Source organism: Chitinophaga sp. G7 BAM 1005 (genome assembly GCF_057126945.1).
This window is the reverse complement of sequence record NZ_CP181478.1, coordinates 5,986,516-6,012,248: the sequence shown is the minus strand read 5'-3', so window position 1 is coordinate 6,012,248 and position 25,733 is coordinate 5,986,516. Positions and strand designations below refer to the sequence as shown.

At 46.2% G+C, this 25,733-nt stretch carries 23 protein-coding genes and 1 tRNA gene; 13 read left to right on the top strand and 11 right to left on the bottom strand.

What is annotated here, in order from left to right; genetic code table 11:
• Window positions 1-41: 41 nt before the first annotated feature.
• From ACMXI2_RS24080 to ACMXI2_RS24070, 3 genes are all read right to left on the bottom strand, one after another.
• Window positions 42-515, bottom strand: a complete 474-nt coding sequence (locus tag ACMXI2_RS24080) for a DUF6265 family protein (protein ID WP_483778542.1) — start codon at window positions 513-515, stop codon at window positions 42-44.
• 198 nt (window positions 516-713) lie between these two features.
• Window positions 714-787: transfer RNA gene (locus ACMXI2_RS24075), tRNA-Met, on the bottom strand.
• 124 nt (window positions 788-911) lie between these two features.
• Window positions 912-3,446: a mechanosensitive ion channel family protein gene (locus ACMXI2_RS24070; RefSeq protein ID WP_483778541.1), complete on the bottom strand. Its 2,535-nt coding sequence runs from the start codon at window positions 3,444-3,446 to the stop codon at window positions 912-914.
• Between the two features lie 180 nt (window positions 3,447-3,626).
• Between ACMXI2_RS24070 and ACMXI2_RS24065 the strand changes: the two genes are divergently transcribed.
• The gene (locus ACMXI2_RS24065) at window positions 3,627-5,192 is read left to right on the top strand and encodes a glycerol-3-phosphate dehydrogenase/oxidase (RefSeq protein ID WP_483778540.1); all 1,566 of its coding nucleotides are present in this window, start codon (window positions 3,627-3,629) and stop codon (window positions 5,190-5,192) included.
• A 45-nt stretch (window positions 5,193-5,237) separates the two neighbouring features.
• Here the strand turns inward: ACMXI2_RS24065 and ACMXI2_RS24060 are convergent, their stop codons facing one another.
• Genes ACMXI2_RS24060 through ACMXI2_RS24045 form a run of 4 tightly spaced genes read right to left on the bottom strand, consistent with a single transcriptional unit; the run spans window position 5,238 to window position 7,401 of the window.
• Entirely contained in the window at window positions 5,238-5,828 is a 591-nt protein-coding gene (locus ACMXI2_RS24060; RefSeq protein ID WP_483778539.1) for a nitroreductase family protein, read from the bottom strand.
• 12 nt (window positions 5,829-5,840) lie between these two features.
• Complete coding sequence (locus ACMXI2_RS24055; RefSeq protein ID WP_483778538.1) at window positions 5,841-6,281, bottom strand: acyl-CoA thioesterase; 441 nt, start codon at window positions 6,279-6,281, stop codon at window positions 5,841-5,843.
• Window positions 6,282-6,301: 20 nt separating this feature from the next.
• Complete coding sequence (gene rdgB / locus ACMXI2_RS24050; protein WP_483778537.1) at window positions 6,302-6,886, bottom strand: RdgB/HAM1 family non-canonical purine NTP pyrophosphatase; 585 nt, start codon at window positions 6,884-6,886, stop codon at window positions 6,302-6,304.
• A 17-nt stretch (window positions 6,887-6,903) separates the two neighbouring features.
• A complete protein-coding gene (locus ACMXI2_RS24045) occupies window positions 6,904-7,401 on the bottom strand; it encodes a hypothetical protein (RefSeq protein ID WP_336389111.1) in 498 nt (165 codons plus the stop codon).
• A 132-nt stretch (window positions 7,402-7,533) separates the two neighbouring features.
• Between ACMXI2_RS24045 and ACMXI2_RS24040 the strand changes: the two genes are divergently transcribed.
• The 3 genes from ACMXI2_RS24040 (at window position 7,534) to rpsG (ending at window position 9,800) form a co-directional block, all read left to right on the top strand.
• On the top strand, window positions 7,534-8,634 hold the full coding sequence (locus tag ACMXI2_RS24040; protein ID WP_483778536.1) for a branched-chain amino acid aminotransferase: 1,101 nt from the start codon (window positions 7,534-7,536) through the stop codon (window positions 8,632-8,634).
• Between the two features lie 288 nt (window positions 8,635-8,922).
• Entirely contained in the window at window positions 8,923-9,303 is a 381-nt protein-coding gene (gene rpsL / locus ACMXI2_RS24035) for a 30S ribosomal protein S12 (RefSeq protein WP_012789278.1), read from the top strand.
• Between the two features lie 29 nt (window positions 9,304-9,332).
• Window positions 9,333-9,800 (top strand): 30S ribosomal protein S7, encoded by a 468-nt coding sequence (rpsG, locus tag ACMXI2_RS24030; RefSeq protein ID WP_079470783.1) that lies wholly within the window; start codon window positions 9,333-9,335, stop codon window positions 9,798-9,800.
• A gap of 180 nt (window positions 9,801-9,980) precedes the next feature.
• Here the strand turns inward: rpsG and ACMXI2_RS24025 are convergent, their stop codons facing one another.
• From ACMXI2_RS24025 to ACMXI2_RS24010, 4 genes are read right to left on the bottom strand one after another with little or no spacing between them, the layout of a single operon-like run.
• Window positions 9,981-13,004, bottom strand: coding sequence for a beta strand repeat-containing protein (locus ACMXI2_RS24025; protein ID WP_483778535.1), 3,024 nt, complete (start codon window positions 13,002-13,004; stop codon window positions 9,981-9,983).
• A 32-nt stretch (window positions 13,005-13,036) separates the two neighbouring features.
• Window positions 13,037-13,459 (bottom strand): hypothetical protein, encoded by a 423-nt coding sequence (locus ACMXI2_RS24020; RefSeq protein ID WP_483778534.1) that lies wholly within the window; start codon window positions 13,457-13,459, stop codon window positions 13,037-13,039.
• Between the two features lie 22 nt (window positions 13,460-13,481).
• On the bottom strand, window positions 13,482-14,663 hold the full coding sequence (gene porV, locus ACMXI2_RS24015) for a type IX secretion system outer membrane channel protein PorV (RefSeq protein ID WP_483778533.1): 1,182 nt from the start codon (window positions 14,661-14,663) through the stop codon (window positions 13,482-13,484).
• 33 nt (window positions 14,664-14,696) lie between these two features.
• On the bottom strand, window positions 14,697-15,203 hold the full coding sequence (locus ACMXI2_RS24010) for a T9SS type A sorting domain-containing protein (RefSeq protein ID WP_483778532.1): 507 nt from the start codon (window positions 15,201-15,203) through the stop codon (window positions 14,697-14,699).
• Window positions 15,204-15,676: 473 nt separating this feature from the next.
• Here ACMXI2_RS24010 and fusA point away from each other — a divergent pair, with 473 nt between their 5' ends.
• The 9 genes from fusA (at window position 15,677) to rplB (ending at window position 25,714) form a co-directional block, all read left to right on the top strand.
• Window positions 15,677-17,821, top strand: coding sequence for an elongation factor G (gene fusA / locus ACMXI2_RS24005; protein ID WP_483778531.1), 2,145 nt, complete (start codon window positions 15,677-15,679; stop codon window positions 17,819-17,821).
• 355 nt (window positions 17,822-18,176) lie between these two features.
• Window positions 18,177-18,902 (top strand): glycosyltransferase, encoded by a 726-nt coding sequence (locus tag ACMXI2_RS24000; RefSeq protein ID WP_483778530.1) that lies wholly within the window; start codon window positions 18,177-18,179, stop codon window positions 18,900-18,902.
• Window positions 18,903-18,908: 6 nt separating this feature from the next.
• On the top strand, window positions 18,909-19,685 hold the full coding sequence (locus ACMXI2_RS23995; protein ID WP_483778529.1) for a polysaccharide deacetylase family protein: 777 nt from the start codon (window positions 18,909-18,911) through the stop codon (window positions 19,683-19,685).
• A gap of 385 nt (window positions 19,686-20,070) precedes the next feature.
• Entirely contained in the window at window positions 20,071-20,685 is a 615-nt protein-coding gene (locus ACMXI2_RS23990) for an outer membrane beta-barrel protein (RefSeq protein WP_483778528.1), read from the top strand.
• 1,981 nt (window positions 20,686-22,666) lie between these two features.
• On the top strand, window positions 22,667-22,972 hold the full coding sequence (rpsJ, locus tag ACMXI2_RS23985; protein WP_012789286.1) for a 30S ribosomal protein S10: 306 nt from the start codon (window positions 22,667-22,669) through the stop codon (window positions 22,970-22,972).
• Between the two features lie 193 nt (window positions 22,973-23,165).
• The gene (gene rplC / locus ACMXI2_RS23980; protein ID WP_079470775.1) at window positions 23,166-23,783 is read left to right on the top strand and encodes a 50S ribosomal protein L3; all 618 of its coding nucleotides are present in this window, start codon (window positions 23,166-23,168) and stop codon (window positions 23,781-23,783) included.
• Between the two features lies 1 nt (window position 23,784).
• Window positions 23,785-24,429 (top strand): 50S ribosomal protein L4, encoded by a 645-nt coding sequence (rplD, locus tag ACMXI2_RS23975; protein WP_079470774.1) that lies wholly within the window; start codon window positions 23,785-23,787, stop codon window positions 24,427-24,429.
• Between the two features lie 63 nt (window positions 24,430-24,492).
• On the top strand, window positions 24,493-24,792 hold the full coding sequence (gene rplW, locus ACMXI2_RS23970) for a 50S ribosomal protein L23 (RefSeq protein WP_079470773.1): 300 nt from the start codon (window positions 24,493-24,495) through the stop codon (window positions 24,790-24,792).
• Between the two features lie 88 nt (window positions 24,793-24,880).
• The gene (gene rplB, locus ACMXI2_RS23965) at window positions 24,881-25,714 is read left to right on the top strand and encodes a 50S ribosomal protein L2 (RefSeq protein ID WP_483778527.1); all 834 of its coding nucleotides are present in this window, start codon (window positions 24,881-24,883) and stop codon (window positions 25,712-25,714) included.
• Window positions 25,715-25,733 lie beyond the last annotated feature (19 nt).

The window sequence follows — 25,733 nt, the reverse complement described above, 5'->3', positions numbered from 1 at the left end:
TGATGATATTATGAACCAGAATATCTCATAGCTGCATTTTCTTAATGAACTTTTTTCATAGGGAACCGCCGAACTTCTTGTTTATTATTTAAAGCACCCGATATTTCAGCTAATAGAGAATCCGATGAAATAAGCGCGTAAGTTATTTTCTGTGGGAAATCATGTGCAGGATTCTCAAAAACTAATTTATTACCTGAAGCGAATGTTAGTTTAAAAGACACCGGCATACTATTATTTTGATTAGTTACCGTCGGAATGTAGTATAAAGTGCCTTTTTTCTGTAGCAGACAGACAGTCTCTAAAACAATCGTATCCTTTTCATTTAATAGGTAACTTTTGCCGGAATAGGTGGAGTCATTGTTGAATATCCAGGTTTCATAAATAGTTCTTTTAGGCGTTTTTTGCTCCCATCTTCCCAATAGCCAGTTGACATCGGCTAATTGTTGACCAAATCCATATACACAGAAACAGATTCCAATGCCTGTCAGTAAAACTATTCTTTTAAGATTATTCATAATTGCACGTATTACATTCAAATTAATAAAAAGATGAGTGAATATTCCAAAATGATAATCTGAAAGCTTCAATTCCGGCAAATAACATCTAATAGAATTAGGGTTGTTTTGTTGTTAGAGAGCTGATAATAAAAAATAACTTATATACAGATAACAAAAAGGCTTCCAGCAATGCTGAAAGCCTTTAAAATTTCCGTGTAGCGAGATCGGGAGTTGAACCCGAGACCTTTGGGTTATGAATCCAACGCTCTAACCACCTGAGCTACCTCGCCTTATTCTCCATCCGGATCGCTGTAACTACTATCAGTAGCGCCTGCTGCTCCAAAACGGGAGTGCAAAGATAACGGCTTAAAAATGAAAATTCAAAATGAATCCAACGTTTTTTTATAATTTTTTTTAAAGCGTGCCGCCCGGAGCAGGCTTATCCCATTTCTTTAACAGCGATTCATCTACTGACCGGATATGCAAATCCCGCTGTGGATAAGGGATTTCAATACCTGCCTGATTAAGGGCCGTGTAAATGAACGACATCACCTCATTTTGAAGCCTGCCTGCATTATCCAGGTCGCCTACCCAGAAGTACACCTTGAAATTCACTGCGTTATCTCCGAAGTCGGTCAGCTGTATGAATGGGGCCGGAATAGTAAGCACATCTTTGCGATCGGTAAAGGCAGATTGAATAATCTCCGTAACCTGGTCAATATTACTTCCATAGCCAACGCCAAGAGCAAAGGTGATTCTTTTATTCCGGTTGGCCCTGGTCCAGTTGATCAGTTGTTGCGATATCAGGTCGCCATTGGGAACAATTACTTCGGAGCCGTCGTAGGCGCTGATCTTACTGGAGCGGATACCTATTTCTTTTACAACGCCGGAGCGGGGTCCGAGTTCTATCACGTCTCCAACTTCTATCGGCTTTTCAAAAGCGAGGATGATGCCGGATACGAGGTTATTTACCACGTTTTGTAAACCAAAACCGATACCTACGCCGAGGGCGCCTATGATGATGGTGATTTTATCCATCGGGATGCCGGAGGCAGCAAAAGCCAGTAATACGCCGCCGGCCAGTACGGCCAGCCGCAATAGCAACAGGGCGGAACCGAATTTTGTTTTTTTATTGGGATTGGCACTTTGACCAGTGTTACCAAACATATAGGCAATCAGTTGTGAGGCGACCGTGGCTACCCATATCACCAGTATAAAAATGATGATGCTGCTGAAAGTGAAATCTGAATTGCCGAGCTTATGCGGGGAAGAAAGGAAATCGACAATAACATCATAGATGGTATCATACAAATAAACGCAGCGGGATATGATCACCAGCCATCCTACAAAAGCCAGGATGGTGAGAAACGTTTTCAGCTTTTTCTGCACTTCCTGGTAGTCCATAAAAGATATGAATGTGCTGGAATCTTTATTGGCTTCTACCTGCAGGTAAACGGATTCCATCAGTATCTTCACGAGTATAAACAGGCTCAGGGCCATCACTGCGCTTACCACTGCGGTAGATCCCATAATTTTGGCGATACCTACCCTGGCTAAAATAACCATGATCAGGGAAAAAGCGCTGGTGAGCGTAAATAGCATCAGTACCGGCCGGGTAAATTTCGGTTGTGCAAAGGTGGTGAGAGAAGACTCCTTCAACAGGCGGTTCCCCAGCAGGAGCGAGAGGATGGCGCCGATTAATAATCCCCATTGTTCTGCATAAGTAATTTCTATCAGCAGGTTATTCAGACTGTAAACAAACAATAAGCCGATCAGTAACAGCCAGCTTCTGAATAATGTTTTAGGGAGATGTGTGCGGAAGATAATGGTCAGTGCGATCACATTTAAACCCCAGGTGATTTCTGTAAAGAGAATAGGGTAACGTACAGATAGTACGGACGATAACGAGGCAACCAGCACTACGGTACAGGCCAGGGGGTAACGGTAGAGGTACCGGGCGTGTTGCAGGATAGTTTCGCCTTCCTGTTCGTTGTGGTTATGCCGGATGCGCCTGATATTGTTGTATACCCACCAGGAAAACAATACGGCGAGCAACAGCCACACAAAAAATATCGGCCATTGTATGGAAAAGAAGATGGCTAACACCTTAGTGCTTTTATGCAGCGAGTTTTTCAGTACGGGGAAAAACTCAAGAGGGTTGATGCTGTCGCGGTGCGGCTTCCACAGGTACCGGTAGTCGCGCACAAACATGTTGGATGCAAACTGCTTCAGGCGGTAGTCCATGTCCTCATAAAGATTGGAGACTTCAATATACCGGTTGGCCACCCTGTTTTGCAGCAGCCCTATCTTAATAAGACTGGCCTTATTGGCACTGTCTACCGAGCGGAATTTAAGAATCAGGTTGGTTACCTGGCCTACATAGAAGCCGTACAGCTCATCTTCGGAAGGAATATTGCGCATGGCGGTATCGCCCCGGATCGTGTGGATGGTGTCATTAATGTTTATCAGCTTATCATAGTAAGAAAAGAGGGCTGTCTGCCAGGAGGTGAGTTTGCGTTGCAACTGCTCCAGCATTACTTTGTTGGTGTATATATCGTTGATGTTGGGGGTGCGGCCCAAACTGGCAATATTGTATTTTATCAGTGCGAGGGACGTATCTGTCAGCGGCAGTCCGTCGCTGATACGGGAGGTATCAAATCCGCGGCGGAGGGAACTCATAAGATCGTTCAGCGTCAGGGTGTAGCTCTCAATACGGTTGATCAGGATGGATACAGACGTGTCCGATTTTTTTACCCGGCTGGTATCTTTGGACAGGGCCTGGATATTCTTGCTGATGGTGGCGCTGTCAACAGCTACCATGTGAATGGTATCGGATTTTGGTTTTCGCTTGCTGCCCTGTGCCGCGGCGTTGTAACTGCCGGTAATAACAACCGTAAGTATCAGCAGCTGCAGAAAATATCTGTAATTGAGTTGAATCCTGGTAAACATACGAAGCTATAAAGTTGAATGATCTCTATTCAGGAACATTTTTAATGCCTAAATGTTCCTGAATTTAAAACTTTTAACCCTCCCGGCCGTTAAGTTTTCTGGAATCAGCTGCTTTGATTTGTCCGGTATCCGATTCCTCAGTATTTTGTATAGGATTGGCAGACCAATGAAAACTAGCTTATGAACAGAGAAATGCTCGTTGCCTCATTAAGAAAGGATCTCGAACCCTGGGACATAATAGTGATTGGTGGAGGGGCTACCGGCCTCGGCGCCGCCCTGGAAGCGGTAACACGGGGGTACAGAACTTTGTTGCTGGAGCAGGTGGATTTTGCAAAATCCACTTCCAGTAAAAGCACGAAGCTGGTACATGGAGGCGTACGTTATCTCGCGCAGGGCGATATATCGCTGGTAAGGGAGGCCAGCGTGGAACGCGGATTGCTGGCTGCCAATGCCCCGCACCTGGTACGTAACCTGGCTTTTGTTATTCCTACTTTTAATTTCTGGGAGAATCTGAAATATACTATTGGCCTCAAAATGTACGACTGTCTGGCAGGCCGGCTCAGTCTCGGTAAGTCGGTGCATATTTCCAGATCAGCTACCCTGGCGCGGCTGTCTACGCTGAAGCAGGACCACCTCGTCGGTGGCGTGCTGTATCACGACGGACAATTTGATGATTCACGCCTGGCCATCAACCTGGCACAGTCCATTTCAGATAATGGCGGTACGGTGCTGAATTATATGAAGGTTACCGGTTTACGAAAAGATGGCTTTGGAAATATCAGCGGACTAACAGTGAAGGATACCCTGGGCGGCGGAGAAGAAATATATCTCAATACCCGCGCGGTGATCAACGCTACCGGCGTATTTGCAGATGATGTGCTGGAAATGGATAACCCGGCGGCGCCAAAATCTATTGCAGCCAGTCAGGGTGTACACCTGGTACTCGACAGCGATTTCCTGCCGGGCCACAACGCCCTGATGATTCCGTCTACCAGCGATGGAAGGGTGCTGTTTATTGTTCCCTGGCATAATAAAGTGGTGATGGGCACTACCGATACCCCTGTTAATCATATCAGCCTGGAACCCCGTGCGCTGGAGGAGGAAATTGCTTTCATTCTCCGTACGGCCGGCCAGTATTTATCCAGGGCGCCGCAACGGTCTGATGTACGCAGTGTATGGGCCGGTCTTCGCCCGCTCGCCGCCAAAGTGAAAGGACATAAAACAAAAGAAATCTCACGCAGCCATAAAATAATTGTGTCTGAATCAAATCTTATTACCATTATCGGTGGTAAGTGGACCACCTATCGCAGGATGGCAGAGGATGTAATACATAAGCTGGAAACGGTGTTGAAGTGGAAGGAAACCATCTCCGCCACCCCTCGCCTGAAAATTCATGGCGCCACCAATAAGGTCAACTGGGAAGATCCGTGGTATTTCTATGGCAGCGACGTATTGCACCTGCACCAGATGGTGGCGCGTCAGCCGGATTTGCAGGAGGAGCTGAGCCGGGAATATCATATCATTAAAGCGCAGGTGGTATGGGCCGTGAAAGAGGAGATGGCCCGCAACATTGAAGATTTTCTGGCCCGCCGTACGCGCCTGCTGTTCCTCGATGCAAAGGAAGCACTGCGTATAGCCCCTGCCGTAGCCCGCATTATGGCGGAAGAATTACATAAAGATGAACATTGGGTAGCTACACAGATCAGCAGCTTTGCAGCCGAAGTGAATGGGTATCTGTTAGAATAATTTATAAGAAGATGGGGATCAACAGGTCCTCATCTTCTTATAAAATTACATCCATTTGAACTTCTCATTAAACGGTTTCATTCTTCTTCCCGCCTGCGCAGGCTCGTTTGTATAACCCATATAAAAGAAGCCCAGTACCAGGTCTTCTTCTCCCAAACCAAAATATTCCTGCATGGCAGGGTGGTAGGTCATCCCGCCGGAACCCCAGTAGGCGGCAATACCGAGGGCTGTAGCGCCCAGCCAGATATTTTCCACTGCGCATGATACTGCGGCAATTTCCTCCAGCGCCGGGATCTTCGGATTGTTCCCGCGTTTCATACAAATCGCCAGTACATGCGATGCCAGGTTACCTTGTGTTTTCAGTTTATCGTAATTGCCCGGAATATATTTGTCGGCAGGGGTATGCTGTTTGTACATATCCGCATGATCTGCACAAAACTGCTGCACTTTATCACCGCTGTACACCACAAAGTACCAGGGTTCTGTATACCCGTGTGTGGGGGCCCAGTCGGCAAGCTGCAGCAGTTGTTGTACCGTTTCATCTGCAATCTTCCGGCCGTTCATGCTGGTGGGTTTCACCGTACGGCGTGCTGTAATCACCTGTTCCACTGCAGTGGGTGTTGCTGTTAGATCCATAATCTGTTGGTTTTATTTTCCTGTTTCCAGGCGTGTCTTCATATCGGCCGGCAGTTTTGCTATTTTATGTGCCTTATAATCAAAGCATATCATACCGGTTTTCGCTTCGGCGATGGTAATCGTTTGTCCGTTACGGTTAGTAGTGATGAGATAAAACAATTCAAATCCCAGGGCATTAAATTCACCCGCCGCAACGGCAATATCAAATATATCTCCATAAAATCCTTCCCCTTTGTAAGCAATGGCCACATCGGCCATAATGAATCCGGCGCCGGCTTCATGATCCAGCTCTTTATAACCGAGGTTGCCGAGGAACTGTATCCTGGCTTCATGTATAATAGACAGGATGGCATCATTGCCTACGTGGTTGCCATAGTTAATATCCCTGATCCGTACAGGAATTTGTACGCTGAAGGGGAATGTTGCAGGTAAATCTATCTTGACTCTTGCCATAGTTATTTTTTAGGGAGATGCTAAACGTTTGTTGTTTGTTTCAGGAAAGCCACAAATTTTTCAAAGGCCCGGGCCCGGTGACTGTACCTGTTTTTTTCCGTGAGATCCATTTCTGCAAAGGCGCGTGTTTCGCCTTCGGGAACAAAAACCGGATCATAACCAAATCCCTTTTCTCCTTTAACGGATGTGGTAATATGGCCTTTGCTCACTCCTTCAAACTGGTGTTCCTTACCATCCAGTATCAGGGAAATAACGGTGCGGAACTGCGCGCTGCGGTTGGGCTGGCCTTCCAGTTCCCGTAATACTTTGGCGATGTTGTCGGCGGCTTCTTTCTGCTCCCCGGCGTAGCGGGCAGATAAAACACCCGGCGCGCCGTTGAGGGCTGCTATTTCCAGGCCGGTATCTTCGGCAAAACAGTTTTCCCCGGTGATCCGGTGAATGGTGGCCGACTTTTCGGTGGCATTGGCTTCGAGAGTATCGTGTGGTTCCGGGATGTCTATATCAATACCGGCTTCCTGCAGGGTGGCGATCTCAAACTGGTTGCCCAGCAACGACCGGAACTCTTTTACTTTGTTTTGGTTATTGGTAGCGAATATCAATTTCATATGATTGGAAAAGCAATTTAAATGCCTAATAATTGTTTTAACCCGGCCCATAGCCTGGCTTTCAGTACTTTATCGCTGCCTATCAGGGATAGCTCATCGGAAAACAGCAACGTGGTACCGTTTACAGTTACCAGCTGATACAGTGGTATGTCATTTAACCCAAGTTGTTCTGGTGCAATCCCAAATACAACGCTCCGTTCTATCTTCACGGCAGCCTGCCAATCGGGAAATGCAAGGGAAGGGTAGTGGATCACGTTAATAAGTGATACATCCTGCATTCCCAGTTTACAGGCATTTAATATATTAGTGAGGAGGTTGAATAATTCTTCGTTTAAGTACGCTTCGTTTTCGTTTTGTATGAAGAGCGCAATGTTTTTTTGATTTTCTCCTAAATATTTGACTTTGGGCGCCACTTTTTCTACGGCCTCAGCCGGCATGCTTTTCCCGGGAATGATTGGCTGGGTAAAGATTTTAGCCAGAAAGTACGGATCAAGTTGGGTTTGCTCAAGCGACATATTTATTATCGTTTAGTTTAATGTGAAAACCCCCTCTGGGGAAAAATCAGTTTATTTGCACTGCCGGTTCCGATAGGGTTCCGGTGGCAGAGCGATTAAAATGTAAAAATATTGAGATAAAATCGATTAACCATGATGGTAGATAAATCAACAGTTAAGGAAGAGGCACTTCAGAAGATTAAAATCACCAAAACTACGCGAAGCAGGCTGAGTGAGGTTGATTTCAACAACCTGGCATTTGGTAAAATGTATGCCGACCATATGCTGGTGGCCGATTTCGATGGAAAAGAATGGAAAAATGCGGAGATACTGCCTTTCCAGAACCTGTCTGTAAGTCCTTCAAATGCAGCCTGGCATTATGGGCAGGCCATCTTTGAAGGAATCAAAGCTTATAAAGATCCGGAAGGTCATCCCATGATCTTCAGGCCATATGATAACTATAAACGCTTTAACACCTCTGCCGAAAGAATGGGGATGCCCCAGGTACCGGAGTGGTTGTTTATAGGCGGATTGGATTTAATGATAGACCTGGACCGCAACTGGGTACCCACCGGTGAAGGCTGTTCCCTCTACCTGCGTCCTTTTATGATTGCGGCAGACGAATTTATTGGGGTCCGCCCGTCTGATACCTATAAGTTTGCCATCATCAACTCACCTTCCGGCCCTTATTTTAATAAGCCCATCAAATTACTGGTGCAGGATAAATATGTACGCGCCTTTCCCGGCGGCGTTGGTTTCGCCAAAGCTGCGGGCAATTACGGCGGTACCATGTACCCCACTATGCAGGCAAAGAAACAGGGCTACGACCAGATCCTCTGGGTAGATGGCTACGAACATAAATACCTGCAGGAATGCGGTACCATGAACGTTTTCGTCATCATCGGCAATACGGCCATTACACCGGATCTCACCCAGGGCACCATCCTCGAAGGCGTAACCCGCGCCAGCGTAATGGATGTGCTGGCGGACATGGGACTTAAAGTGGAAGAAAGACCTATCTCCATCGACGAAGTGGTAACTGCCTATAATAATGGCACCCTCCGCGAAGTATTTGGTACGGGCACCGCCTCCAGCGTTGCTTATGTAGAACAGCTCGATTACCTTGATACTAAAATCAAACTGGATACAACCAAATATGAAGTAGGAGCGGAAGTAATCCAGCGGCTGGATGATATCCGTACCGGCCGCACCACCGATATCCGGCACTGGAATTACATAATAGACAAGAAATAAGCGTTTTATATATTATTATCATCATGAGAATAGGGCCGATAAAAAGGCCCTATTTTTTTATGGTAGTTTCTAACGGATATCATACCTTTGCAATCCGGTTTTTGGTAATCCTGAGCTGCTACCAGAATAATAAGACCTTTCCCTGTTTATCCAGGAGATCATTCCGGCAAAAATATTTTCGAAACAATTTTGTTATTCACACATATAGTTTTACCTTTGCCGTCCCAAAATCCCTTTGTGGGGAATTTGGATGTCATTGTAAACCGACATAAAAAAACTAGGTAAAGAATGCCTACTATACAACAATTAGTAAGAAAAGGAAGAGAAATTATCCGGGCTAAGTCTAAGTCCAGGGCATTAGATAGCTGCCCTCAGCGTCGTGGCGTTTGTACTCGTGTATACACTACCACGCCTAAGAAACCGAACTCCGCTCTGCGTAAAGTAGCGAAAGTGCGTTTAACCAACAAAGTTGAGGTGATTGCCTATATCCCTGGTGAAGGTCACAACTTGCAGGAGCACTCTATCGTACTGATCCGTGGTGGAAGGGTAAAAGATTTACCAGGTGTTCGTTACCACATCGTTCGCGGTTCCCTGGATACTGCAGGTGTGAAAGACAGAAAGCAGAGCCGTTCCAAATATGGTACTAAAAAGGAAAAGGCTAAAAAATAATAATTATAAATAGTCGTAATTTTCAATAAATGAGAAAGCAAGCTGCAAAGAAATTGCCTCTGGCTCCGGATCCTCGGTTCAATGACAAGCTGGTAACCCGCTTTGTTAACAACGTAATGGAACAAGGAAAAAAGAGCATTGCCTATAAAATTTTCTACGATGCTGTGGATAAGGTAAGCACGATGACCGGTGAAAACGGTTACGAGGTTTGGAGAAAAGCATTAGCTAACGTTACTCCGGGTGTAGAAGTTAGAAGCCGCCGTATCGGTGGTGCTACCTTCCAGATTCCTGCAGAAGTTCGTCCGGACAGAAAGATATCCCTGAGCATCAAATGGTTAGTACGCTTCGCCGGCGAAAGAAACGGTAAAAGCATGGCTGATAAGCTCGCAAACGAAATCGTAGCAGCAAGCAAAGGTGAAGGCGCAGCGTTCAAGAAGAAAGAAGATACTCACCGTATGGCAGAAGCGAACAAAGCTTTCTCTCACTTCAGAATCTAGTTATAGCCCTTACAGGCAACTCAATATATTTGGCAAACAGTTCCTTTTGGAGCTGTTTGCCTTTTTGTGTTGATACCCGGAGACTACCATGCGCGTTAAGTATTACAGCATTTATCCGGGATACCGGCATAAAAAAGGCGGACATCCCAGGATGCCCGCCTTTCGTTATTTCAGACTCACTTATTTTACACTCACCAGTACATTGATCTTGCCTTCTGCACCGCTGAATTCCTGCAGCGCCTTGCCAAGTACCTGGCCTGGTTTTACTTTATCAATATCCGCCTTCATCGCATAACCTGCCCTGCTGGAAGTAACCAGCAGATCTCCGCGGCGGATAGCACCATTCTCATTGCAAACTTTGGTAGGTATTACACCTATCACACCCATTGGTACTTCTTCATCTAAATTCGCATCAATATCCTTTTCAGTTAACAACAAACCCGGTTTAGTGGCAAATACCCCCGCTACCAGGGTAGAATAGGGTTCAGATGATTTTTCCACCATCCGGTCTGTATGGGTGGAGATCACCAGTACATCGCCGGCTTCATAAGCTATACGCGCTCCGGCTACTGCAAATGATTCCGCCACATCCGCGCCGGAAGCTTGTGTACCACCATTAAAGAAACCCCTTCCGGCACTATTGATCCTGGCCACGTTTACAGTGCCCGGGTTACCACTTTTAAAAACGGCAAGGTTACCCGTACTGTGTGTTTCTACCAGTAAAACCTCTTTCGTATTGGCAGTGTTGTAGTTGACGAAACGCGCCGACCGCCCGTTGCTGAAATTGGGAATCCAGGCATAAATGGCATTACCCGTACCGTCTGCGGTGGCTTCCACACCATCGCCACCATTGCTGGCATTGGCAGTAATACCATTGCCGTTACCATCCGCAATAGCAATCAGCGCAGGACCGTTTCCGGCAGGATTAGACGCATGAAACAAACCGGCAAATCCGCCTGTTCCGGAAGAGATTCCGTAAATACCCGCCGTACCAAAATTGGAGAATTGGGAGTTTACTTCTCCTTTTACCGCTGGAGACGTGCCCGTTACCTTGTCTACCTTGAAATTACCAGCAATACCATTGCCCACTGTGTTTACTGTAATAACATCACTGGTATTGGATTCATTAAAAATATTAAACCTGCCCGCCCGGCCGGTGGCAAAAGTGGGCACCCAGGCGTACAGGGCATTACCGGCTCCATCTATATTGGTTTCTACGCCGTTGCCATTTTTGCTGGCATTGGCCGTAATGGCGTTACCATTACCGTCGGTTATAGCTACCAGCGCTGCACCATTTCCCGCAGCATTGGATGCATGAAACAAGCCGGCAAATCCACCGGTGCCGGAGGAAATACCAAACAAACCAGCTGCCCCAAAGTTCCCGAAAATGGTTTTTACCTCGCCCCTTACGGCGGCCGCCACACTATTGGTGTTATCTACCAGGAAGGAAGCAGCATTACCCTGCGTATTATCCGGTATATTACCGTTACCATTGGTTTCCACTTCCAGGGTATTTCCGGTGGTATTGGTGGCATTAAGATTTTCAAAACGTCCGGCTCTTCCGGCGCCATTGTTTAAACCTACCTGGCCCAATACGCCTATTGAGGTACCCGTAGCATTGCTGGTAACAAAACCCCGTACACCATAGCCGCCGCCATCGTTCCGCCCAACTACGGCCCCCGCAATGTCACTGGTGGTCCTTCCAACAACCGCCTCACCGGCTCCGTTGTTATCTCCTATAATACCGGCAGAGGTTTGCGCACTGGTAATACCATGAACTGCAAAGCCGGCGCCAGTGCTGCTTCGTACCCCGGCTCCGTTGCCGCTTGTAGTTACATTAACTACGGTACCGTTACCAACTGAACTGGCACTTAAAGCGCTATTGTTATTGGCATTATTGAAAATGGAGATACTCGCCGCAATACCGTTATTACTGGTAGCAGTTAACCCGGTACCTGTATTACTGTTGGCATATACGCCGGTACCGCCGGCACTGCTATTGCCGTATACGCCAAGCCCATTTGGTGTTACGCCATACACGCCCCAGCCTGAACCTGCCTGGGAGCCCCATACACCTACGCCCAAACCGCCGGTACCGTTATTTATCCCCCTTACCCCACTGGAAAATCCACCCGGTGAAGCGGAAGAAACAATCCCCCTGACAGCAGCAATACTACTGGTGGCGGTATTGTTAACTCCTTCCAGGGACGTGCCGTCGCCATCATTGGTAATGCTGAAAAGTGTGGATGCATTATTTTCTGTGGCTATAAATGGAAGGGTTAAACCACCTCCCGGAGGGGCGCCTGCTACCCATTGTGCACCATCAAATTTGAGAATTTGTCCTGCCGCAGGCGCCACATTGCTCACCGCCTTGCCCTGCAGGGCCTGTACAACCGGGTTAGGATAGGTGCCGGAAAGATCGCCACCTGCAGCTACGCCGTTAATATCACCTGCAGGACCCACCGGACCGGCAGGGCCGATTGGGCCAACTGGACCTGCTACACCCTGAATACCCTGTGGTCCTGCAACACCCGGATCACCTTGCGGGCCGGCTGGTCCTACCGCTCCCGCCGGTCCAACCGGGCCAGCTACGCCGGGATCGCCTTTTGCTCCCTGCGGACCTACAGCTCCCGCCGGTCCCGCCGGTCCAACCGGGCCAGCTACGCCGGGATCGCCTTTTGCTCCCTGCGGACCTACAGCTCCCGCCGGTCCAACCGGTCCAACCGGTCCAGCTGCACCGGGATCGCCTTTCGCTCCCTGCGGGCCTGCGGCTCCTGCTGGTCCGGCCGGACCGGGAGTGCCATTGGCCGCAAACAGTGCGTACGGTACACTCATTAACTGGGAGGTACCCAGCTCACTGAAGTTGCCGCCGTTTATAGATACTTCTACTTTTAAATATTGATTGGCATTCGCCCAGGGAACCCCGCTGTACGTGCCTGTTAAGGGAGTTCCTTTACCAATCTGTAAAGTGAATAATCCCACTGTATTGGTGGAGGTACTATGTGTTTCCTGGTATTGTACAGGTCCTGCTGCAGAACCTCCCAAAATAGAAAAACGCACCGTTAAGGCCTGGTTGCTGAGTACTGTCCCATTTGTATTGCGGGCCACCGCCTGGTAGTTGGTGCCGGTTAATCCGCTTTGAGCCCATACAATATGAAATGATACCGTCAACAGGAGAAAGGTCAGGTAGCATATCTTTTTCATAATAGTCATTTTTGTGATAGTTTACGATGCGCTTAATTCTTTTTAGGTGATGTTCCGCCGTTCTGGCTGGGTATAGGTACCACTGCTTTACGGGCCTGGTTACCCGGTGCGGCAACTGCGGCGCTATCGGAAGGGAGAGGTTTGGTTTTGGAAACACGGAGTTTGGGTGCAGCATTACTGCGCGGCGCCTGGTAGTTGGTAAAAAGACGTGATTTAGTGTCTTTTGAAACTACAGCACGGTCGGCTGCCGGGAAAGCTGATCTCAGGTTCAGATCCGCAAGATCTTTCTGAAAAGTAGGGAAAAGCATGTCTCTTACTCTTCCGGTATTACCGCCGGTGTTATCCGGCTTTACAGATTCCTGTGCAAAAACGCCGGGCATGAATCCGGCAAACAAAAGAAATGCAAGTATGAGCAGTGACTTCATATTATTGGGTGTTATAGATTCGTTTTTCATGTTGGATATTTTAGTAGATGAATTACGGTTGTTGAATTGCCTCGTCCCGTGCTCCGCCTATATTATAGACCAGCGAGAATTTCAGGGTCCTTTTCTGTATTAAACTTTCTCCGGTAGGAAGCTGATAGGCGATGTCCAGCGCAAGATTTGATACACGTACGCCCAGCCCTGCGGAAAAATGCTGCCGGTAGCCTTTATTCGGATGCTCGTAGAAATACCCGGCACGTACAAAAAATGCCTGCCTGTAAGCGTATTCAATACCGGATCCAATCGTGAATTCCCGTAACTCTTCATGGAAGCCGTCAGGCGCGTCGCCAAAGGAGGAGAACATTGCTTCCACTACGCCACGGTCAGGATCTTTTCCTTTCAGGATCTGGCTTGTTTCCATGCCATTGGAATCCAGGGCATACAGCGGGGGAGTGGGGACCAGTACTTTGTTGATGTCTACGGAAAGGGTAAATTCATGTTCGTGAGTATGCACAAACGTATAGCCGCCACCGATACGGAGGTTCATCGGCAGAAAACTCTTCCTGTTGTTGTCATCTGAGTATTGCAGCTTCGTGCCGATGTTGGTAATACTTACACCAAAGCAGTAGCGGTTGCCGAAATCCAGCTTGTCCACACTGTTCTGGTAGTAATAGGCGATGTCGCCGGCAACAGCCGATGCGGGTTTCTGCTGAATATTATTGTAGGAACCCTGTCCCAGCTGGCTGCGTACATACCGGATGGAGAGTGCCAGCGATGTATGGTTTCCCAGTTTCCTGGCATAAGCGCCATCTATCGCAAATTCTTTGGGGTTGTAGTCCTGCAGCACGGTTCCGTTATCATCCCGGAAAGTAACGGAGCCATAATTGAAGTATTTCATGGAAAGTCCTACGCCTTCTGTTCCATTCCATGTTTTGTAGCCGGATACATAAGCCATATTGGACTTATTATTATTCAGCTCCCACATCCAGGGGGAGTAGTTGGCGCTCACGCCCCAGTCGCCCGCAAACACTATTTTTGCAGCGTTTGAAAACAGGGAGTTGGCATCCGGCGACAAGCCGATTGCTGCATCCCCGGTGCCGCTGCTCCTGGCATCGGGGTTTACCAGCAGAAAGCTGGCGCCGATATTCGGAGGTTTCTGGGTGTTTTTTTGTGCCAACAGCTGCATACTGGTTGTCAGTATACCTGCAAGAAGTACAATTGTATAACCGTATTTCATGATGTCATCTGGTTAAAAGGTGATTGTGTAGTGTTATTGCACAATAAGTTTCTCAAAGAATACATTCCCGCTTACATTCAGCATAACGGTATAAATACCTGCGGCAAAATGGTTCACAGGCAATACCACTGTGCTTTTACCTGGGCCCATTTCCAGGAACTGATGATGTATCACCTGTCCGGCGGGGTTGATCAGTTCAAGCGTTACGCTCACTTTCGACAGCAGGTCAAACACAATTCTGGTATTGGTAATAGCAGGATTGGGGAACAGCATGTAGCTCTTCACCGGGTTTACGCCTGGTGTCAGCTTTGTAAAATCTTCTGGTTGCTGGAATCCCTGTGTGAGCAACACCCTGCCATCTGTGACGGGTAAAATAATGGGTTCTCCTACGGTATACTGGAACTGGATGTTCTGGATTACGGCAGAACCACCTGTGCTGGCAACTACCTGTCGTTTAAGCGCTACCTGGGCGGAGGATGAAATGCAGGCACACACCAGTAATAACAGTGCATAAGTGCATCTGAGTACAATTGTTCTCATATTATGTATGGTTATAAGTAAATAAGTATTCTGGAACCGCTACAGCGCCGGGACACGGAGGGCTACAATAGTAAATAAGGTATCAGCCTGTTATACAAGCGCGTTGAGTAATTTTTACTTCATATTGTTTTTCAATTTAGGAGGAAACCGATTTTTCAATTCTTACTTTTGCGCTGTTTTTATCAGCATTCTTCTTCAAGGGTATATCCGATTTTATAACTTACCACGAATATGACAGAATTATGGCACCCGGAAAACGGAAATTTCACTTTTGGTTGGATTTGATAAACAAGTGGTCGCTACCGTCTAAAAACTGGTTTTCGCGGGACTATTTATCGTTATTAAATTTAATGTGAATAATGCCCGCGTTTGTTTAAAAGAAATAACAATTTGGAAAAGAAGGTCATTTTATTTATTGTCAAAAATAAGTTACCTTTGCCCCCCAAATTGCATTATTTAGTCACTTTAATATTATGGCAGACTTAAAATTTCAAAGGAACTTTGGTATTGCGGCGCACATCGATGCGGGTAAAACCACTACCACAGAACGTATCCTGTATTATACAGGTAAATCCCACAAAATTGGAGAAGTGCACGAGGGTGCTGCTACAATGGACTGGATGGCACAGGAGCAGGAAAGAGGTATTACCATCACATCTGCGGCAACCACTTGTTTCTGGAATTTTCCAACCTTACAAGGTAAAGCCTTACCTGATACCAAACAATATAAATTCAATATCATCGATACTCCGGGCCACGTGGACTTTACCGTAGAGGTAGAGCGTTCCCTCCGTGTACTGGATGGTCTGGTGGCATTGTTCTGCGCTGTATCCGGTGTTGAACCTCAGTCTGAAACCGTTTGGCGCCAGGCTAACCGCTACCGTGTACCCCGTATCGGTTTCGTTAATAAAATGGACCGTTCCGGCGCAGACTTCCTGAACGTGGTTAAACAGGTTAAAGAAATGCTGGGCGCGAACCCTGTACCTTTAACTTTACCAATCGGAGCTGAAGATAGCTTCAAAGGTGTGGTAGACCTGATTACCATGAAAGGTATTATCTGGGACGAAGAAGGTAAAGGTGCTACTTACCAGGAAATTCCTATTCCGGAAGATATGGTGGCAGAAGCAGAAGAGTGGAGAGCTAAACTTGTAGAAGCAGTTGCTGAATACGATGACAAACTGATGGAGAAATTCTTCGAAGATCCGAATTCAATCTCTGAAGATGAGATCCACGAAGCTATCCGTAAGGCTACTATCGATATCGCTATCATCCCGATGATGTGCGGTTCCTCTTTCAAAAACAAAGGTGTTCAGAAAATGCTGGATGCGGTTTGCCGTTATCTGCCTTCTCCAATGGATGTTGAAGCGGTAAAAGGTACCAACCCTGACACCGGTGAAGAAATTGAACGTAAACCAGATGCAAAGGCTCCGCTGTCTGCCCTGGCTTTCAAAATCGCAACCGATCCTTTCGTAGGCCGTCTGGCGTTCTTCCGGGTTTATTCCGGTCACCTGGATGCGGGTTCTTATGTACTCAATACCCGTACCGGCAAAAACGAACGTATCAGCCGTATCATGCAGATGCACGCTAACAAGCAGAACCCGATCGATTTCATCGAAGCCGGTGATATCGGTGCTGCTGTTGGTTTTAAAGATATCAAAACCGGTGATACCCTGTGTGACGAAAAATCACCGATTATCCTGGAATCAATGACTTTCCCTGAACCGGTTATCCACATCGCCATCGAGCCTAAAACTCAGGCAGACGTTGATAAAATGGGTCTGGCTATCTCTAAACTGGTAGAAGAGGATCCTACCCTGAGAGCTAAAACTGACGAAGAAACCGGTCAGACTATCCTCTCTGGTATGGGTGAACTCCACCTCGAAATCATCGTTGACCGTATGCGTCGTGAATTCAAGGTAGAAGTTAACCAGGGTGCGCCGCAAGTTGCTTACAAAGAAGCGCTGACTACCAAAGTTGAACACCGCGAGGTATTCAAGAAACAAACCGGTGGTCGTGGTAAGTTCGCGGATATCCAGATCGAAATCGGACCTGCCGATGCAGAATGGCTGAAAGAAAATGAAGGTAAATCCTTCCAGTTCATCAATGATATCTTTGGTGGTTCCATCCCTAAAGAATTCATTCCTGCAGTTCAGAAAGGTTTCGAACAATCCCTCAACCAGGGCGTACTCGCAAACTTCCCGCTGGTGAACCTGAGAGTTCGTCTGTTCGACGGTTCTTACCACCAGGTGGATTCTGATGCGATGTCATTTGAATTGTGCGCTAAATCTGCTTTCCGTGAAGCTGCCCGCAAAGCTAAACCAGTATTGCTGGAGCCAATCATGAAAGTGGAAGTACTTACTCCGGACCAATACATGGGTGATGTTACAGGTGATCTGAACCGTCGTCGTGGTATGCTGGAAGGTATGGACTCTAAAAACGGTGTTCAGGTAATCAAAGCAAAAGTTCCGCTGAGCGAAATGTTCGGTTACGTAACCCAGCTGCGTTCCCTGTCTTCCGGCCGCGCAAGCTCTATCATGGAATTCTCCCACTACGCTCCGGCTCCGAACAACGTAGCTGAAGAAGTGGTAGCTAAAGTGAAAGGCAAAGTAAACGCTTAATCATAGCTTCTTAATTATACCGGAAAGGTTGTTCTGCCCAAGCGGAACAACCTTTCCGCTTTTTATGGCACTAACTGACATGAACATGCTATTGCCATGAAGAGAATATTCGATATTTTACAATAACAATAACCTACAACTGCAATTTACTTTTTGCTAACTGCCAGGGTCCTGTTTTACAGGACCTTTTTTAATTATTTACTCCTGGTGATAGAGGGAGGCTTCTCTTTCGGCGTCATAGGTATAAGTAGCATATAAACCATCTCAACCGGTATTATTTACTGATAGCCTTTGAATTATGTCATTAGAGTTATTACAAGCACCTCCTACAACTGTGGTACATACATCGGGAGAAATGGTTACGTTAACTCCCGGTCTGGATTTGATTCTGCCCTGCTGGAACCCGTCGGGCCCCTGGGTGGAATCACTTATCAGGCACTACCACGAAATAACAACCCTTATGGGGAAGGCGCCCGTCCAGCTTATCCTGGTCAACGACGGTTCCGTAAAGCACTTTACCCGTCAGCATATCAGCTGGCTGGAGGCTGCTATTCCGGATATCATTATCGTCAGCTATTCCCGTAACCGTGGTAAAGGATATGCCGTGAGGGAAGGCGTAAAGCGCTCCCAACACACTTTCCAGGTGTATACCGACCTGGATTTCCCCTTTGGCGTATCAGCTGTTAAAGAAACGTACGACCGCCTCCTGCAGGGTCTGGATGTGGTAGCCGGAGAAAGAGGCGAAGCCTATCTTCGTGAATTACCCCGTAAACGCCGTATGATTACCCGCATCAGCCGCCTGCTGAACCGGGTGGTGCTGGACCTTAAAGTGGAAGACGCACAGGCCGGTTTAAAAGGCTTTAATGCATACGGAAAGAATATCCTGCTCTCCACCCGCATCGATGGTTTCCTGTACGACAGCGAGTTCTTATACCGCGCAGGCAAACATCCCCATCTCAAAATCGGTGCAGTCGCAGTATCTTGCCGTCCGGGCATCCAGTTTTCCTCTTTCAGAGTAAAACTCTTAATGAAGGAAATGTTGAATTATTGCAGGATCATTTTCAGCTCATCCGCTGCTTAAATTTTTATGGAACAAAGAAACAGGATACTGATCAGTGTAGACGTGGAAGAATTTGATATCCCCGAAGAATTTGGCCAACAGGTAACCCTCCAGGAGAAACTGGAAGTTTCCAGGAGCGGGTTGGGGGTAACGCTGGCTTTATTTGACAAGTATAACGTACGCGCCACTTTTTTCGTTACTGCCTACTGGGCGCAACACTATCCGGAGTTGATCAGGCAAATGGCCGCAAAGCATGAAATAGCTTCTCATGCCTACTATCATAGCTCCTTTACAGAGGCCGATCTGGAAGGTTCCCGCCTGGCCCTGCAGGAAATCTGCGGCCAGCCGGTACAGGGATTCCGCATGCCGCGTCTTCGTAAAGTAAATATGCACGCGCTGAAAGCCGCCGGTTACCTGTACGACGCCTCTGTGAACCCCACATGGCTGCCCGGAAGGTATAATAACCGGCACCTGCCAAGAACCGTGTTCAAAGAACAGGACACCTGGATCATCCCTTCTTCTGTATCGCCCTTTCTCAGGTATCCCCTGTTCTGGCTGAGCGTAAAAAACATGCCCCTGTGTATAACCCGCCACTTCAGTAAAAGGATCCTGAAGAAGGACTCCTATCTTTCTTTTTATTTCCATCCCTGGGAGTTGAGTGATATCAACGCATATGCATTACCCGGTTATATTAAACGTGTATCGGGGAAGAGAATGCAGCAGAAAATGGATGGATTCCTTGGTTTCTTACAACAACAGGGAATTTTCTGCACACACGCCGAGCTGCTGGAAGGCCGGTCCTGACTGGTTACAGCTGATGATCTCTCTTTTCTTTTCCGATGATTCCTGTTTTTATGCAACAACATTTAAGTTCCAAATGTTATAGTAATAATGAATAAGGATAAGTACTCATGTTGAGAGAATATCTGAAGGAATCTGATATTGTTTTTTTAGATTTTTTTAGAAAGATGACTACTTATTAGATTCATTTTCAGTAGTTTTGTGCTATAATAATATTGTTAACTGTGATGTTGTTTGTTTTGACGATGTAAGACTACTTCCCCATTATCCCCCTGCCTTTTATTTTCTTACGGCTGATACCAACAGCTATAGTTGCAAACGGAAAGCGTTTGCCTGCTAATTTCTTATTCATTCAACAGGTAAAATTGTTAAAACTAAAAATCAGACTATGAAAAGAATTCGTCTCTTGGCCCTTGCATTTGCGGCTGTATTGTTTGGTTCTGCTGCTAACGCCCAAATTCAGAAAGGAAATATTATGGTTGGCGCTGATCTGACCAATCTTGATGTTACTTTTCAAAAGGAGAGTACAGCTTTTAATTTTAATCTTTCGCCAAAGATAGGTTGGTTTATCAAGGATGGTCTCGCTATCGGTGGTTATGTTAATTTTGGCGCAAATACCACAAAGAATAAAACAACTGATACAAGGGCTTCCAATACTAATTATGGTGTTGGAGCTTTTGCCCGTTATTTTGTGGAAGATAAAAATGTCAGAAAACTGGAGTTTTCCAAGAGAACGCGCTTCTTCGTGGAGGCAAATGCCGGATTTGCTGGTACAAACCCCGCGAGCGGTGCTTCCACCAATGGTTTTAATGTTGGTATAGGCCCGGGTATTTCCTATTTTATCACTCCCAACATTGGTTTGGAAGGATTGTTTAAGTATGACCTTACTGTGGGTGGAGGCAATTCAACTACTGCTAACCGGCTTAGTCTGGGTATAGGTTTCCAGATTTATCTGCCTTCAGCAAAGGCTAAACAGATTTACAAGGAAGAAACAGGAAAATAATTTAGTATATAATACAAACTCATCAGCAACGGCGGCAATGATTATTGCTGTCGTTGCTGTTATAAGGAATCCTGTCTTTTTGAGGGCACTGAATGAAATGAACAGCGGACGCAGAAATGAATTAATTGAACAGAGCATTGTATGCCGGAACTATTTACTTTAGTAGCTGTCTGTGAAGGTGCAGGCAGGGGGGATGCTGAAAACCCGGAACAGAGTAGGCATTTACATCCATAAATACTCCAGATATGGTAAACTCTATTCTCCTGGCAGTGCTTAAGTTCCTGAGCACCGTTGCTGGCGCGCTGTAATTTTTTTCCTTGTTACACAAGGATATTAATGGAAATTGCCGAAAAACCATCAGTAAGTAAGAGTACACCTCAAATGAAAGCAACACCTTATGATCCCTGATGTTTTAAACACATTCCTGACGGGATTGCTGGCGCCGCTGGAGTCTGCGATGGACGGCATTTAACCTGTATTGTTAGTTTAATACTAACTAATCCCGGCTGAGGTTCGTAAACATGAAAGTACCTGCATTTTTTGGTGCTGATAATGAAAATACAATGCCTGCTGCCGGTAATTCCCTGATCATGCTCCAATATTGAGCTGATTAAACAACTTCTGAATGAAAAGCCCTGGTATCATTTACCGGGGCTTTTTTATTTAATATAAACGGGCCATGATGGCTTATTGAACAGTATTATATCGGGGTGCCGAACTGAACAAAATGAACGAACGGAATTCTGTGGATAGCCGTTAATTTCGGCGGACACTAAAAAGAAGTGTACCTGGGATTGCCGAAAACCAAATAAAAAGAGTAGGTGTCACCCGTAGTAAAAACTATCTTATGGCTTTACTGAATCAACTGCTGGCAACGCTGATTGCACTGCTGAACTCTCTGCTGGGTGGCCTGTAATCAGGACTCCTTTTGGTAAGGGGGTAATCCGTCTTTAATGATACTATTTCCCTTACACACATCATCCGGGAGGCTGTTCCATATCAGAACAGCCTCTTTTTTATTGCCGGGATCCGCCTGATTCGGCAATGGTGGCTGAATGAACAGATTTTATTCATTCGATTGGAATGAATAAAATGAACGACCGGATATTGAATGATAGCTTTTAATTTAGCCGTGTTAACTGAATAACAACTGGGCATCGCCGAAAACCAGGTAATAGAGTAGGCAATATCTTATAAAAACCTTTTCCCATGGATTTACTGAATCAACTGCTGGCATTAATCTTAGGATTAGTTAAGTCATTATTAGGTGGTTTACCACTCTAAGGGTTGTTGGATCGTTTAACAAACAGATCATCAAACCACTTTAATTATTCAGAAAGGGGTTGTTCCAGGTAAGCGGGAACAGCCCCTTTCTCTTTGTCCTTTCTTATACTTCTCCAATACTTCTCAGATACTTCTCAGATACTTCTCCGGTACTTAGGAGTCGTCTATGTGTCGTATTCCCTATACAGTTCTCATACAGTTCCCATACTCTCCCCATACACTCCCCATACACTCCCCATACACTCACAATACACTTCCCATACACTCCCTATACACTCAGGGGATATCAGCATACTCTGCCATTACGCCTTTTTTAGCTGTTTTTCAGGAGAAAATGCAGCGGTCCGGATCTTGCTGGTTTCCGCCTCTGTTCAGGAGAGGATCCGGTTATTCTTCCATCTCCCGGGAAAAAAAATGTAAAGAAATGCTCCTTTTTTTGGTTTTGAAATATGTTTTCCTATATTTGTCAAAACGAGCATGTGAAGTTACCTTAAGGCTTAACGTACACACAATGAATGATTTCTGAAGCCTTAATACCGGATAACCTCATTTTTACCGCACTTCTTTCGCCGCCGGAGCCAGCCCCTTGCCCGGTTTCTTTTATTTTTTCCTGAGAATTATTTGCCAAATAGAAAAAACGGGTTACCTTTGCCCTCCCAAATTGTATTGGGAAAAAACAAGAAGAAGTTCATTGCATATGTCTCAGAGAATAAGAATCAAGCTGAAGTCCTACGATCATAACCTGGTAGACAAGTCTGCTGAGAAGATCGTTAAAACCGTGCGTAACACGGGTGCCGTGGTAACAGGTCCAATTCCTTTACCTACCGAGAAGAAAATATTTACAGTATTACGTTCTCCGCACGTAAATAAGAAAGCGCGCGAGCAGTTCCAACTGTGTACACACAAACGTTTACTGGATATTTACACGTCTTCTTCCAGAACTGTAGACGCGCTGAGCAAGCTCGATCTGCCTTCCGGAGTAGAAGTTGAAATTAAAGCATAGGACAACAGCAAGGCGGGCGAAAGGCCGGCCTTTTATTGATTTATGGTTATCTTGTTGGTTACCAGCAAGATAACAATTTTAACAAGCAAACATAGGTCGCGCCTTCTGGGCGGCCGCCCAATAAATGTATTTAAACCGCCCATCCTGGGGATAGCACGAAATCCCCCAGGCGCTGGGTAAAATCATATAAAAAATGAAAGGTATTATTGGCAAAAAGATTGGTATGACCAGTATCTTCGAGTCTAATGGTAAGCAAACTGCTGTTACCATTATCGAAGCGGGTCCCAACGTTGTAACTCAGGTAAAAACCCTGGAGTCAGATGGTTACAATGCAATTCAGGTTTCTTTCGGTGAGAAGAAAGAAAAACACACCACTAAAGCAGAAAGCAGTCACTTCGCGAAAGCAAGCACCTCTCCCAAACGTTTTGTAAAAGAACTCCGCAACCCGGACGTACAGAAAGCCCTCGGTGAATCTATCACCTGCGAAATCTTCGCAGAAGGTGAAACAATTGACGTTGTAGGCACTTCCAAAGGTAAAGGTTTCCAGGGTGTTGTAAAACGCCACGGATTCAGTGGTGTGGGTGAAGCTACCCACGGTCAGCACGATAGAAGCAGGGCTCCTGGTTCTGTTGGTGGATCCTCTTATCCTTCCCGCGTATTCAAGGGTATGCGTATGGCCGGCCAAACAGGTAACGAAAGAGTGAAAGTGAAAGGTCTGAAGATCGTGAAAATATTCCCTGAAAAGAATTATATCCTGGTAAGTGGTTCCGTTCCCGGCCACATTGGTTCAATCGTTTTAATCCAGAAGTAACATGCAAATCGATATTTTAAATATAGAAGGTAAGAAAACCGGAAGGACTATTGAACTTCCTGAGGAGATCTTTGGTGTTGAGCCTAACAACCACGTAATCTACCTGGCTGTTAAACAATACCTCGCTGCTCAGCGTCAGGGTACCCACAAGGTAAAAACCAGAGCTGAAGTACAAGGCGCTTCCCGCAAACTGCACAAACAAAAAGGTACCGGTGGCGCCCGTAAAGGTAACATCCGTAACCCATTGTATAAAGGTGGTGGTACCATCTTCGGACCAAAACCACACGGTTGGGGTTTCAAACTGAACAGAAAAGTAAAAGATCTCGCAAAGATCTCCGCCCTGTCAGTAAAAGCTAAAGAAAACAGCATCATCATTGTTGAAGATCTGCAGCTCGAAACACCAAAAACCAAACAATTCGTTGGTTTCCTGAAGAATCTGAACATCAATGTTGAAGGCAGAAAGACTATGTTCATCACGCCTGAATACAATGACAATGTTTACCTGTCTTTAAGAAACATTCCTACTGTAGACGGTACTGTACTGAGCGACGTAAACACTTACGACATCATGAACAGCAACTATATCGTGTTCACTGAAAGCGCTGCAAAGATCTTCACTGAAGAGCCTGCAGAAGCGGAAGCATAGGATGTCAAAACCAATTAAATAACAGCTCGCGGCCAACGCCAACAGCTTAATGCTATAAAGAAGATGAAACTTTCTGACGTTTTAATCAAACCGGTGGTATCCGAAAAGGTTAACAAAGCAACCGAAAAATTCAACCGCTACTACTTCATTGTTGACAAAAAAGCCAACAAGCTGGAGATCAAGAAAGCAGTGGAAGAGTTTTACGGTGTAACCGTAGCAGAAGTAAATACTGCTGTAATGCCAGGTAAAGCTAAATTCCGCTTTACTAAAGCCGGTTTCATCGCAGGTAAAAAACCGTCTTACAAAAAGGCGATCATTACCGTTGCAAGTGGTGAAACTATAGATCTGTATGCTAACATGTAGTGCCGTTCCGGCCTGAACAGCCGGGATGTGGATGTATATACAGATCACTATTTATATTTAATAACAACATTTAACTTTTTAGGAAGTAATGGCACTGAAGAAGTTCAAACCAATGACGGCCGGTACCCGCTGGAAAATAGGCAACGCTTACGCTGAGCTGACATCGGATACCCCTGAGAAAAGCCTGCTGGAGCCCATCAAAAGGACCGGCGGTAGAAATGCGCAAGGTAGAATGTCTATGCGCTACATAGGTGGTGGTCACAAGAAACAATACCGTGTAATTGATTTCAAACGTGATAAAGAGAATGTACCTGCTACAGTTAAAACGATCGAATATGATCCTAACCGTAGCGCATTCATCGCACTGGTAAGCTATGCTGACGGTGAAAAACGTTACATCATTGCTCCACAGGGCTTACAGGTTGGTGGTACCGTTATAAGCGGCTCCGACGTAGCTCCTGAAGTAGGTAACGCTTTACCACTGAAAAACATGCCACTGGGTACTGTTGTGCACAACATCGAGCTGCAGCCTGGTAAAGGCGGTGCAATCGCAAGAAGCGCCGGCGCTTATGCACAGCTGTCCAACAAGGAAGAAAAGTATGCCGTACTGAAAATGCCTTCCGGCGAGCTCCGCAAAGTATTAAATACTTGTAAAGCCACCGTAGGTACTGTTTCTAACTCCGACCACGCCCTGCAATCCATCGGTAAAGCAGGTGCTAACCGTTGGAGAGGTATCCGTCCCCGCAACCGTGGTGTGGCTATGAACCCTGTGGATCACCCGATGGGTGGTGGTGAAGGTAAATCTTCCGGAGGCCATCCAAGATCAAGAACTGGTAAATATGCGAAAGGTCTGAAAACCAGAAAACCGCATAAGAGTTCTGATAAGCTGATCATTAGCAGAAAAAACGGTAAAAAATTATAGTATTTCTGAATCAGGGCTC